The sequence below is a fragment of the Maricaulis sp. genome, assembly GCF_030149425.1.
In the GTDB taxonomy this organism is placed as follows: domain Bacteria; phylum Pseudomonadota; class Alphaproteobacteria; order Caulobacterales; family Maricaulaceae; genus Maricaulis.
The window spans coordinates 1-10,983 of sequence record NZ_JASBRQ010000075.1 but is presented as its reverse complement, the minus strand read 5'-3'; the positions used below and the strand labels follow the sequence as shown (position 1 = coordinate 10,983).

15 protein-coding genes are annotated in these 10,983 nt (G+C 61.9%); 7 read left to right on the top strand and 8 right to left on the bottom strand.

Translation table 11 applies throughout. The features are described from left to right. Nucleotides 1-183 precede the first annotated feature (183 nt). The gene (locus Q1V57_RS13100) at nt 184-861 is read left to right on the top strand and encodes a COQ9 family protein (protein ID WP_300531676.1); all 678 of its coding nucleotides are present in this window, start codon (nt 184-186) and stop codon (nt 859-861) included. A gap of 121 nt (nt 862-982) precedes the next feature. Continuing rightward, entirely contained in the window at nt 983-1,627 is a 645-nt protein-coding gene (locus Q1V57_RS13095; RefSeq protein ID WP_300531673.1) for an alternative oxidase, read from the top strand. Here Q1V57_RS13095 and Q1V57_RS13090 read toward each other — a convergent pair. The 4 genes from Q1V57_RS13090 to purE are packed head-to-tail and all read right to left on the bottom strand — an operon-like array spanning nt 1,624 to nt 4,744. Then, nucleotides 1,624-2,349, bottom strand: a complete 726-nt coding sequence (locus Q1V57_RS13090; protein ID WP_300531671.1) for a hypothetical protein — start codon at nt 2,347-2,349, stop codon at nt 1,624-1,626. The genes Q1V57_RS13095 and Q1V57_RS13090 overlap by 4 nt on opposite strands. Nucleotides 2,350-2,358: 9 nt before the next feature. Then, nucleotides 2,359-3,141 (bottom strand): metallophosphoesterase, encoded by a 783-nt coding sequence (locus tag Q1V57_RS13085; protein WP_300531669.1) that lies wholly within the window; start codon nt 3,139-3,141, stop codon nt 2,359-2,361. Nucleotides 3,142-3,148: 7 nt separating this feature from the next. Continuing rightward, a complete protein-coding gene (locus tag Q1V57_RS13080; protein WP_300531666.1) occupies nt 3,149-4,231 on the bottom strand; it encodes a 5-(carboxyamino)imidazole ribonucleotide synthase in 1,083 nt (360 codons plus the stop codon). A 6-nt stretch (nt 4,232-4,237) separates the two neighbouring features. Continuing rightward, nucleotides 4,238-4,744 (bottom strand): 5-(carboxyamino)imidazole ribonucleotide mutase, encoded by a 507-nt coding sequence (purE, locus tag Q1V57_RS13075; RefSeq protein ID WP_300531665.1) that lies wholly within the window; start codon nt 4,742-4,744, stop codon nt 4,238-4,240. A gap of 156 nt (nt 4,745-4,900) precedes the next feature. Between purE and Q1V57_RS13070 the strand changes: the two genes are divergently transcribed. Next, complete coding sequence (locus tag Q1V57_RS13070; protein ID WP_300531663.1) at nt 4,901-5,641, top strand: GGDEF domain-containing protein; 741 nt, start codon at nt 4,901-4,903, stop codon at nt 5,639-5,641. A gap of 77 nt (nt 5,642-5,718) precedes the next feature. Here the strand turns inward: Q1V57_RS13070 and Q1V57_RS13065 are convergent, their stop codons facing one another. Further along, nucleotides 5,719-5,931, bottom strand: a complete 213-nt coding sequence (locus Q1V57_RS13065) for a DUF465 domain-containing protein (protein ID WP_300531661.1) — start codon at nt 5,929-5,931, stop codon at nt 5,719-5,721. 113 nt (nt 5,932-6,044) lie between these two features. After that, the gene (locus Q1V57_RS13060; protein WP_300531659.1) at nt 6,045-6,659 is read right to left on the bottom strand and encodes a UbiX family flavin prenyltransferase; all 615 of its coding nucleotides are present in this window, start codon (nt 6,657-6,659) and stop codon (nt 6,045-6,047) included. A 90-nt stretch (nt 6,660-6,749) separates the two neighbouring features. On the opposite strand from Q1V57_RS13060, the gene Q1V57_RS13055 reads away from it, so the two are divergent. The 3 genes from Q1V57_RS13055 (at nt 6,750) to Q1V57_RS13045 (ending at nt 8,775) form a co-directional block, all read left to right on the top strand. Continuing rightward, nucleotides 6,750-6,938 carry a DUF465 domain-containing protein gene (locus Q1V57_RS13055; RefSeq protein ID WP_300531657.1) on the top strand — a complete coding sequence of 63 codons (189 nt, stop codon included), beginning with the start codon at nt 6,750-6,752 and terminating at the stop codon, nt 6,936-6,938. Nucleotides 6,939-7,026: 88 nt separating this feature from the next. Beyond that, nucleotides 7,027-7,899, top strand: coding sequence for a tetratricopeptide repeat protein (locus tag Q1V57_RS13050; protein ID WP_300531654.1), 873 nt, complete (start codon nt 7,027-7,029; stop codon nt 7,897-7,899). Between the two features lie 78 nt (nt 7,900-7,977). Then, nucleotides 7,978-8,775, top strand: a complete 798-nt coding sequence (locus tag Q1V57_RS13045) for a 3-oxoacyl-ACP reductase family protein (RefSeq protein ID WP_300531651.1) — start codon at nt 7,978-7,980, stop codon at nt 8,773-8,775. Nucleotides 8,776-8,835: 60 nt separating this feature from the next. On the opposite strand, the gene Q1V57_RS13040 is transcribed toward Q1V57_RS13045, so the two are convergent. Together Q1V57_RS13040 and Q1V57_RS13035 are read right to left on the bottom strand one after the other, a co-directional pair. Further along, entirely contained in the window at nt 8,836-9,513 is a 678-nt protein-coding gene (locus Q1V57_RS13040; RefSeq protein ID WP_300531648.1) for a cell cycle transcriptional regulator TrcR, read from the bottom strand. Between the two features lie 154 nt (nt 9,514-9,667). Beyond that, nucleotides 9,668-10,654, bottom strand: a complete 987-nt coding sequence (locus tag Q1V57_RS13035) for an NAD(P)H-quinone oxidoreductase (protein ID WP_300531645.1) — start codon at nt 10,652-10,654, stop codon at nt 9,668-9,670. A 56-nt stretch (nt 10,655-10,710) separates the two neighbouring features. Here Q1V57_RS13035 and Q1V57_RS13030 point away from each other — a divergent pair, with 56 nt between their 5' ends. Continuing rightward, on the top strand, nt 10,711-10,905 hold the full coding sequence (locus tag Q1V57_RS13030; RefSeq protein WP_300531642.1) for a DUF1192 domain-containing protein: 195 nt from the start codon (nt 10,711-10,713) through the stop codon (nt 10,903-10,905). The last annotated feature ends 78 nt before the right edge of the window (nt 10,906-10,983 follow it).

Below are 10,983 nucleotides of genomic sequence, written 5' to 3'. Positions count from 1 at the left end.
CATTATTGTCGCGCACAACGATCTGTACGATGGCTCTCTCTCCATTGGTAAGGACGAGAGGTTCATCCCCTCGTCGCTGGTTCGCCAGAGGCGCGGCAAATAGCAGAGCTGCGACGCTGTGTCCACAGGCTTAAAGCACTGATCCGGGATGACCGCGGCCGCCAACTGCACTAGAAACACAGCATGACCGAGACATCTGCCGACGCCCAATCCTTTTACCATAGCACACGCACGGCCCTGCTGCAGGCGGCTCTGCCGCATGCTGCCTTTGACGGCTGGGGCGAAGGACTGCTGGAATTGGCCATCGAAGACAGCTCTGTTGATGCGCATGAGGCACACCTCGCCTTCCCGCGCGGTGAGCTGGACCTCGTCGTCTTCTGGTCGGAAGAACTCGATTCGCAGGCGCGGACCGTGCTCGAGGCCGCCGAACTGCCGGCGATGAAAATCCGCGAGCGCGTCACCACCGGTGTCTGGGCCCGGCTCGAAGCCATGGACGGGCAGGAAGAAGCCGCCCTGCAGGCCCGCACCCGCCTTCTGCGCCCCGATGCCGGCCATGAGGCCAGTCGCCTGGTCTGGGCCACGGCCGACATGATCTGGCGGGCCATCGGCGATCCCTCGACGGATTTCAATTACTATTCAAAACGCACCATCCTGTCCGGCGTTTATGCCTCGACCCTGTCGATCTGGCTGCATGACACCGATCCGGAAAAGGCCAAGACCCGCGAATTTCTCGATCGTCGCATCGAGAATGTGATGCAGTTCGAAAAGACCAAGCGGCAGGTTCAAAAAGTCACCGACAATCTGCCCGGTCTCGGACCGCTACTCGGCCGCCTGCGCTATGGTTTCGGCCCGCGTTTCTGACGCCCGGTTAATCCCTACTAATTTTGTGCGTTATGCCGCCGCGCGGCACCGCGCCACCGTGAACCCGTCCGCGTGATCGCTTATATTGTGTGCACATAATCCGAAGCGTCAGGAGGACGCCATGCACACGCAAGACAGAGACCTCACCCTACACCACAAACCGCAAGGCCTGGGCGACAGGATCGCGCTGGGCTTTGTCAAAATGCTGCGCTTCTTCGCCGACACGTTTTTCGCCAAGCGCTATGGCCACCGGGCCGTCGTTCTGGAAACCGTCGCAGCCGTTCCCGGCATGGTTGGAGGCCTCTTGCAGCACCTCAAGGCCATCCGCCACATCCGCGATGACCAAGGCTGGATCCGCACCTTGCTGGATGAGGCGGAAAACGAGCGCATGCACCTGATGACCTTTATCGAAATCGCCAAGCCGACCCTGTTCGAACGGGCAGTAGTGATGATCACCCAGGCGATTTTCTATAACTGCTACTTCTTCCTCTACCTCTTCGCGCCGCGCACCGCCCATCGCGTCGTGGGTTATTTCGAGGAAGAAGCCGTGATCAGCTACACCCAGTATCTCGCCGAGATCGATGCCGGCCGGCATGAGAATGTCGCCGCGCCGCAGATCGCCATCGATTATTGGAAACTGCCCGCTGATGCCCGCCTGCGCGACGTTGTGATTGCGGTGCGCGCAGACGAAGCCGAACACCGCGACGTCAATCACGGCTTCGCCGATCAGCTGAGCAACAAACCGAGAGCCGCGGCCGCCGCCTAGGCCGGGTCGCGATAATCGCCGGACGGCAGCCAGATAACGACCTCGCCATCAGCCGGAACGTCCAGCTCATACTGGTAGAATTGCCGAACCGAGTGGATTTCCGGCTGGTAGCGGGTTTCGGTGAAACGGAGCCGGTAAATCACCCGCCGGATCTGGTTATGGAAGCGCACCATGCGGGCATGGTCGCGGAAATCCCGGGCAATACAGCGCACGATACGGCCCGTGGGGCCCATGGCTTCGCACTGGGCCAGCTCTTCCAACACCCCCTCCGGTGTCACGAATTGTGACCGCAAACGTGGCAGGAGCCGGCGCTGAAGCCGGCCGAGCTCTTCGCGCAGGGCCTGACGCTGATCTTCCTGCGCCTCACTCAGACGGTGCGAGCCCGCAGCGTCGATCACCGCAGCCCAGTCATCAAGCTGGAACACCGCCGCCCGGATGGCCTCGAAGCCAGAATGCGCTTCCCGGTAAGGATAGTCCGCAATCCCGGCCCGGGCCGCAGCAACGGCCTCCATATAGGCTTGCGCACTCGCTGCCATTCGCTCGGTGACGCCGGCATCATCGCTGATTGAACCCGTACGAGTGCGCTCAAGCAGATTGTCCAGCTCCGGCCGGGCGGTTTCGACCTGTGGCGGCGCCTCCGCGTCCCGATCCGAAGCGGGCAGGTCCTCGCATCCGGCCAATGCCAGAAAACCGCTCGCCGCGGCCAGCCACACAGATCGCATGATCGCCCCCTAGCCCCAGCGCGGAGAGTGGAAATAAGCCTGTTCGGCAGGCACTTCGACGAGTTCGCGCTCCGGCCAGCGCAGGGCCGTCAGCTGGCCGCCAAAACAGCAACCAGTGTCGATACAGATCACATTATTCTGCTCGCGCACATCCCGCTCGGCGACATGACCGTGCACAACCGTGCGCTTGCCGCTGTACTCCGCCGCCCAATTGCGCCGGATCGGCAGATTGTATTGGTCGCGGTGCTTGGCGACATCACCGAACAGGGCAAAGGCCCGCTCCTGTCCGCTCGACTTGCCGTGGAACTTCTTCGCCAACCCGGCATGGGCCACCAGCAGCGCTCCATTATCCAGGATCAGATGGGTCGGCAGGTAGTAGAGGAAATTGCGCACTTCCAGCTTGAAGGCGTCCGGTTCGATTTCGAACTGGGTGATGGTCTCTTCAATCCCATGGGTGAGATGAACGTGGTGACCATCGAGCCAGCGGCGGAACTTGTCGTCATGATTACCCATCACCGTATAGGCCTTGCCGGCCTTGGTCATACCCATCACCAGGCGCAGCACATCCGGCGAGCGCGGCCCCCGGTCGACCAGATCGCCAAGGAAAACCGGCTTGCGCCCTTGGGGGTGTGAGACCGTGTAGTCGCGCTTGCCGCGTGGCCCGTCTTCGCCCAGCCGGTAGCCGAGTTTTTTCAGCAGGGCTTCCGCCTCGCCGGCACAGCCATGAATATCGCCAATCAGGTCAAACGGGCCGGTATCATCGCTAAAGGCATGCGGGGAGGGACGCTTCATACCCGCCTTATGCCAGAGGCCCGAGCCGATTGACATGGCCCATCTTACGGCCGTCCCGGGTTTGGCGCTTGCCATAAAAATGCAGCCGGACGCCGGGCTCGGCGCTCAAACTGGGCCAGGCATCGGCATCATGACCGATAAGATTGGTCATCACGGCGGAGGAATGCGGCGCTGCGTCACCCAGCGGCCAGCCGGCGACAGCGCGCATGTGCTGCTCGAACTGCGAGCAGGCGCAAGCGTCCTGGGTCCAGTGACCGGTATTGTGCACGCGCGGGGCGATTTCATTGACCAGCAGCTCGCCGGTCTCCAGCTCGAACAGTTCCACCGCAAACACGCCGACATGGTCGAGACCGCCGCCCAAGGCCTCGGCAATCTCCAGCGCCCTGGCCTGGGTCTTTCCCGTCAGGCGCGGCGCCGGGGCCGTGGTGGTCTTCAAAATCCCGTCGCCATGCACATTCTCGCCCATCGGATAGGCTTTCACTGTGCCATCAAGCCCGCGCGCGGCCACCACGGAGAGCTCACGGACGAATTTCGCCGCGCCTTCCAATATGGCCGGCTGTTCGCCAATAGCGCTCCAGGCGGTCTCGATATCATTATGGGTGCGGATCCAGGCCTGACCCTTGCCGTCATAGCCAAAGCGACGCGTCTTCAGCAGCGCCGGCAGGCCAATCATGGCGACCGCTTCATGCAGCTCAGTCAGGTCTGATACCGGCGCGAAGGGCACGGTGGGGATGCCCGCCTCATTGATGAAGCTCTTTTCAACCACCCGGTCCTGGGTCAGTTCGAGCGAGCGCGCACCGGGGCGCAGCGAGGAAACGCGCGACGCGATCGCCACCGTCTCGACCGGGACATTCTCAAACTCGAAAGTGACCGCATCGCAGCGCGCGGCAAAGCCCTCGACAGCACCGGCATCGGTCCAAGGCGCAGCCCAGGCACGGGTCGCGACACGGGCGGCCGGGCACTCCGGCTCCGGGTCGAAAACATGGACGTCAAAGCCGAGCTCGGCGCCCGCAGTGGTGAGCATGCGGCCAAGCTGCCCCCCGCCGAGAATGCCGATTGTGGATCCGGGCTCAAGCGGGGCATGGCTCATGGAAGATCAGTCCTCAACCGTTTCCTTGATGCTCTCGGTCTGCGCGGCGCGCCAGGCATCGAGGCGGTCCGCCAGTCCGGCATCGGCCAGGGACAGGATGGACGCGGCCAGCAGCCCGGCATTCTTGGCTCCGGCATCACCGATGGCCAATGTGCCGACGGGAATACCGCCCGGCATCTGCACGATGGAGAGCAGGCTGTCCTGACCGGAGAGCGCCTTGGATTTCACCGGAACGCCCAGCACGGGCAGGCTCGTCATGGACGCAATCATGCCCGGCAGGTGAGCCGCGCCACCAGCGCCGGCGATAATGACCTGGACGCCGTTTTCGCGGGCGCTCTTGGCAAAATCATACATGCGATCGGGGGTACGGTGAGCAGAGACGACCTTGGCCTCATAGTCGACACCCAGGGCATCGAGGGCCTCGGCGGCCTTTTTCATCGTGGGCCAATCCGAGCGCGACCCCATGACAATGGCGACGCGCGGTGCGGACGAAGATGCGGTGAGATCGCTCATGGAGCTTCCCGGTAACCAAAGGAAGCGCGGCACCATAGCCACAGCCGCCAGACGGTCAAGTTGCTTTTGGCGTTTGGGGTTTCGGGGTGAGTTTGAAGATTTCTTAACCGAGTCCGATGAGCCTGAGTTGAGAATCATAAGGCCACGGGATTACCCATGCGCATCGGACCGCTCAATTCGCCTGCCTCAGTCAGCCGCACCAGCAAATCGCAAGGTGCGGGAAAATCGGAGTCTGCGAGCGAGGCCGCGCCGTCCCGCGACAGCGCCTCGATCATGGGCGTGCCGGAAGCGGAACTGACCCCGAATGTGCAACGCGCCCTGCTCTCGCTGATGGGCGAGGTCGACCAGCTGCGCAAGGAAACCGAACGCCTGCGCGGCCGCGTGCGGGAACTTGAATCACTGGCCGATCATGACGTCATGCTGCCGGTGCTCAACCGCCGCGCCTTCCTGCGCGAAGTCGGCCGGGCCCTAGCCCTGGCGGAACGCCACAATGCCCCGTCGGCGCTGGTCTATATCGATCTGAATGGATTCAAGGCGATCAACGACACCTATGGCCATGCTGCCGGCGACGCCGCCCTGCATCATGTCTCCGCCCTGCTGACCGCCCATGTTCGCGAAACCGACGCCGTCGGCCGCCTCGGCGGCGACGAGTTTGGCGTGGTTTTGACCCTGACCGGTCCGGAAGGGGCCGAGAACAAGGCCCGCGAGCTGACCGATCTGATCGCAGAAACGCCGTTCGAATACGCCGGACGCGAGCTGAATGTCGGAGCGGCCTGGGGGGCGTACTCGCTCAATCCGGGGCATTCCCCCGATGAAGCCCTGGCGCAGGCCGATGCAGCCATGTACGCGCGCAAACAGGAGCAAAAGCAGGCCGAGACCGCCCGCAAAAAGGCCTGAGATCCGGTCGAAAACCCGCGGGGAACAAACCGAAAGCCCGCCGGAAAAGAACCAAAATCGCGCGCAGATCACACGCCCTAGGCGATAATATCCGGCGTCATCTGGTCGGTGATTTTCGCCATTTCGTCCTTGAGACGCAGTTTCTCTTTCTTGAGCCGGGCGAATTTGAGCTGATCGATAACGCCGTTTTCGGCCAGGGCATCGACCTCAGCATTCAGCGCCTCATGCTCTACGCGCAGACCTTCCAGCCGGGTGCGCAATTCCGTCTGGTCGAGGGATTCTCCGTCCATTCAGACCGATCTCTTGCTAGCGTTTACGTTCATCCAGCCGCTATCACACAAAGTGCTGGCTGGACCGGGGGGCGTTTCGAAGTCTACTCGCATTCGCCCGGCAAATAAACGCTTTACCCGCCAGACGGTTTCATCGCCGCAGCGGGACGACGGCCGCCTTCCACGTCCTCGCCCCAGCGGCGCGTTCCGTCCCAGTCCAGCCCGAAAAGATCGAGCGCCCGGCCAACGGACTGGTCGACGATATCGTCGAGAGATTTCGGATTGGTATAGAAGGCCGGCAGCGGCGGACAGATGATCGCCCCCATCTCGGTCAGCGTTTCCATGGTCCGGATGTGGCCGAGATGATAGGGCGTCTCGCGGACCATCAAGACCAGACGACGGCGCTCCTTCAGCACCACATCAGCGGCCCGGGTCAGCAGGCTCGAGGTCACCCCGGTGGCGATTTCCGACATCGTCCGCACCGAGCATGGCGCGATCAGCATGCCCCGCGTCTTGAACGACCCGGACGCGATCGAAGCGCCGACATCGGGCATTTTGTAGCAGAAATCGCTCAGTCCCCGGAAGGTCCGGATATCCATGTCGGTCTCGTAACCGAGGGTCATTTCCGCCGCCTTAGAAGCGACGAGATGGCTTTCCACACCAAGCGTTTTCAGGGCTTCCAAGGCGCGCACGCCGTAGATGATTCCCGAGGCGCCGGACACGCCAATTATGAGCCGATCAGTATTCATTTAATCCTAACCGCGAAACGTTTCGTGACTAGACATAGGGCGCAAGCGTGCTTCAATCACCTTGTCCACTGCAGTAAAGGAGACGACTCCATGCCTATCGAAGCCCGCATCCGTGAGCTCGACGCACGTCACACGCGTCTTGATGCCCAGCTTGACGAGGTGGCCAAGCACCCCTCTGCGGACTCGCTTGAAATGGCAAACCTTAAAAAGGAGAAGCTCCGAATTAAAGAGCAGATCGAGGCCCTACGAACTGAATCGCTACGAAGTCCGGTAGGATGACGGAATCGTCATGGCGATATGACAGGAGGGCGGCTTTCGGGCCGCCCTTTTTGATGGTTACATGATGCAGCGAATAACGGAGAACTTCATGCGTCTGTCGGCCCTGGCCGCCCTTATCAGTGCTTTGATCTTCACGGGAACGCCGGCTCCGGCGCAACAACCGGACCGGATGTGCGCCGATGCCTTTGAAGCCATGGAAAGCAATGACGACGAGGCCGTCGTCACCGCGCTGGAAGCCTGCCTCGCAACCGAAGCACTCGATCCGCAGCAAGAAGTCATGGTCTATGCCGAGCTGGCCAGTGCGCTGGGCCGACTGGACCGCCCGGAGGACGCCCTGCGCGCCTTCAGCTTTGCCTTTGCCATTGCCGATACGCAGAACGCCGAGATCACCCATCCGATGATTTATCGCAATCGCGGGATTGCCTATGCCGCGATCAGTGATTTCGACCGGGCCCTGGCTGATCTCCGGCGCGCCCGGCGCGAGCAACCCGATGATGCCCTTTTGTTGACCAATCTGGGCTATGTCTATGGGCAGCTCGAGCGTCATGCAGAAGCGGTTGAAGCCTTCGACCAGCTGATCCGCGTGGCCCCGGACTGGTCCGGTTCATGGCTGAACCGGTCCAGCGCCTTTCTCGATCTCGACATGTATGCCCGCGCCGTCTCTGACGCGCGCCGCGCAGTGGAACTGGAGCCGGACAGCGGCTCGGCCCTGAACATGCTGTGCTGGACGCTGATCCAGGACGGGCGTGCCGAAACCGCCCTGCCGATTTGCGAACAGGCTGTCGCCACCGAGCCGGAGACCGGCTCCATCGTTCACTCGCTGGCCACCGCTCTGGAAGCGACCGGTGACACACGCCGGGCCTACCGCCTCTTTGCCGAGGCCCACGCGCTCGCTCCGGACGACCCGGAAATCACCACCGACTACGAGCGGACGCGCAATGGCAACGGGCACCGGCCTTGAGCTGAGCGGCACCTTATGCCAATGGACAGCGCTGTAATTTCGGGCGGCCCAGGCCCGGCTTGAGAAGGATGATGCTTGATGGCTTCCAGTGATCGCGTCGCAATCATTACCGGCGGTGCCAACGGGATCGGCAAGGCCTGCGCCCGCCGCCTCAGCGAGGACGGCTGCCAGGTTGTTATCGCCGACGTCGACGCGCAGGCGGGCCAGGACCTCGCCGATGAGCTCGGCGCCGAGAAAGGCAAGGCCCTGTTCGTTCAGTGCGATGTGTCCGACCGCCTGGCCGTGAACAACCTCTTGTCCGAAACCCGGGCCAGCTTTGATCGCCTCGACATCCTCGTGAATAATGCCGGTATCGTCGCCGGCGGTGATATTCTCAGCCTTTCCGAGGCCGATTTCGATCGCGTGATGGGCGTGAACCTCAAAGGCGCCTTCCTGGTAGCCCGCGAGGCCGCGCGGCAAATGGTCGACCAGATCGAAGAGGAAGGCGAGCGCTCGGAGAATGCGCGCCGCCGCTATGCGATCATCAACATGTCCTCGGTTAACGCCGTCATGGCGATCCCGGACCAGTTGGCCTATTGCGCTACCAAGGGGGCCATCCAGCAGATGACCAAGTCCATGGCCCTTGCCCTGGCGCCGCACGGCATCCGCGTCAACGCGATCGGGCCCGGCAGCATCAATACCGATGTGCTCAAATCGGTGAATGACAATCCCGAAGCGCTCGACCGCATCATGTCGCGAACACCGCTCAAGCGGATCGGCGACCCGGACGAGGTTGCCGCGATCGCGTCTTTCCTCGCCTCGCGAGACGCCAGCTACATCACCGGCGAAACGATCTATGCCGATGGCGGGCGGATGGCGCTCAACTACACCGTCTGACCGGACACAAAAAGGCCGCCCCCGAGGGAGCGGCCTTTGATCTTGGCATTGACTGCCGAACTAGTTGTCGTCGCTGGACGAGCTGGAACCGCCAAACAGGGTTTCCAGGTCGATATCACCGGACGGCATGTCATCGGCTTCCGGTTGCAGATCTTCAGCCGGCTTAAGCGTATCGGCCAGCATTTCCGGATTTTCTTCCTCGATCTTGCGGCGGCGGGCCGAGGCCTTTTTGACCTGCTCGTCGAGATCAATCTGGGTGCAAAGCCCCAGAGATACCGGGTCGGTCGGCTTGATATTGGCCGCATTCCAGTGCGTGCGCTCGCGCACCGCCTGGATCGTGGTCTTGGTCGTACCGATCAGCTTGGAAATCTGCGCATCGGACAATTCCGGGTGATTGCGGACCAGCCAGGCAATCGCATCGGGACGGTTCTGACGGCGCGACAGCGGCGTATAGCGCGGTCCACGGCGCTTGGCCGGCTGATGCAGGTCAGAATATTTCGGCTTCACAACCGTCATCCGGTAAGAGTGATCACCTTCCGCTTTTTCGATCTCCTCGCGGGTCAGCTGACCATTGGAGATCGGGTCGGCGCCGCGCACGCCCACAGCGACATCGCCATCAGCAATGCCTTTGACTTCCAGCGGGTGCAGGCCGCAGAAGTCCGCGATCTGGTCAAAGGTCAGCGAAGTGTTGTCGACCAGCCAGACAGCGGTGGCTTTCGGCATCAGGATTTCGGTCATGCCTTGAAACTCCTGTGAAAAATAAAAAAAGCCCGACACGGCGGCCGGGCTTGGGCTTCCGACGTTCCGCCCGCGACGATCACAAAGCAGGAACGATTTGTGTCGCTTATAGCCCTATCTGCGCCGCCTGCCTAGCACGCCAAGTGTGATCTTATCACGGAATAAGCAGGATTTTGCCGGCCTGGGCTCCCTGATCGAGACGCTCATGGGCTGAGCGCACATCATCAAGGTCGAAACGGCTATCGATAATGGGCCTCAGCTTGCCGGTCTCGATCCAGGGCCAGACCACGTCACGAATGCGCCTGGCGAGCCGCGCCTTCTCGGCATCGGGCCGTGCCCGAAGGGTGGATCCGGTCAGGGTCAGTTTTTTCAGCATGACCAGCATGAGATCGACCTCGACCCGGCTGCCGGACAGGAAAGCGATCGAGACCATGCGGCCGCGTTCGCGCATGACATTGATATTCTTCTGAACATACTCGCCACCGACCATGTCGAGCACGACGTCGGCACCGCCAGCCTCGCGCACCCGCTGCTCGAAATCGTCCAGCTTGTAGTTAATCGCCAGATCGGCACCGAGCGACCGACAAAGCTCACAGCGCTCCTCGGACCCGGCGGTGGCAATCACTGTGGCCCCGGCTGCCTTCGCCATCTGGATCGCGGTCGTGCCTATACCGCTTGCCCCGCCGTGAACCAGAAATGTTTCACCTTGCAACAAGCCTCCCGCTTCGAACACATTGGCCCAGACGGTGAAGGCCGTTTCAGGCAAGCCCGCTGCATCTTCCAGCTCGATCGATTGCGGTGCGGCCAGCACCGAGCCTTGAGGCGCGATCACATAGTCTGAATAGCCGCCTCCTGACACCAGCGCACAGACAGCATCTCCCTCGCGCCAGAACTCAACGCCGCTACCAATCGCCTCGATATGCCCCGAGCACTCCAGACCAAGACCTTTGGGTGAGCCCGGGGGGGCCGGATAAAAGCCCAAACGCTCGATCTGATCCGGCCGATTGATCCCGCAAGCGACCGTCCGGATCAGCACTTCGCCGGATTTCAGGGGTCGCAGCTTCTCATTCTCGACAGTCAAAACCTCTGGTCCGCCAGGCGGTTGTGCAGTGACAATGCGATGCGTGACACGATCGGGCATGGGCGTGATCTCTTGTTTTGTCTATGCTGGGCGCGTGTGCGCAGATGGAGGGCTCAATGATTGATGATGACATGGACCTGGCAGCGGGAAAACGCAATGTCATTACCCCGGGTGAAGATCTCGACGCGTTCTCGCTCGATGATCTGGCCGAGCGGCGCGATATCCTGCTGGCGGAAATCGCCCGGATCGATACGATAACTGAAAAAAAGAAGGCGGGTCGCAGCGCTGCGGACGCCGTGTTCAAGATTTAATCAAGGTATTGGGGGATTCTGGCCTCGGGCTTGCAGTGATTCGAGCAAACTACGCAGGACAGATGGACGCGTTATGAC